We start from the raw sequence: 381 nt of genomic DNA on the forward strand, positions 1-381 counted from the left end.
GGCCCGCACGGCTGGATGGCTTGGCTCGCCCGGCCCTGCAGGGCGTGATGCTCGCTGCCTTCATGCTGCTGCTTGCAGGCACCGCCCAGGCCGCGGGTTCCTCGATGCCCTGGGAGGGGCCGCTGCAATCCATCCTCGAATCCATCCAGGGGCCGGTGGCCCGGATCATCGCGGTCATCATCATCATTGCCACGGGTCTCGCCCTGGCCTTCGGCGACACCTCGGGCGGCTTTCGCAAGCTGATCCAGATCGTCTTCGGGCTGTCGATCGCGTTTGCGGCGTCGAGCTTCTTCCTGTCGTTCTTCAGCTTCTCGGGCGGGGCCGTCGTATGAACGCGGCCCACGATGGCGTGCAGGGTTTCGCGCCCGGCTTCGCGATTCC

Annotated in this window: 1 protein-coding gene; it reads left to right on the top strand. The window is 67.2% G+C overall.

Features of this window, described 5'->3' with window-relative positions; translation table 11 throughout:
- Positions 1-47 precede the first annotated feature (47 nt).
- Positions 48-332, top strand: coding sequence for a TrbC/VirB2 family type IV secretion system protein (locus tag AC066S_RS40065; RefSeq protein ID WP_478272105.1), 285 nt, complete (start codon positions 48-50; stop codon positions 330-332).
- Positions 333-381: the final 49 nt, after the last annotated feature.

It is taken from the genome of Bradyrhizobium sp. CFUWI (assembly GCF_056429085.1).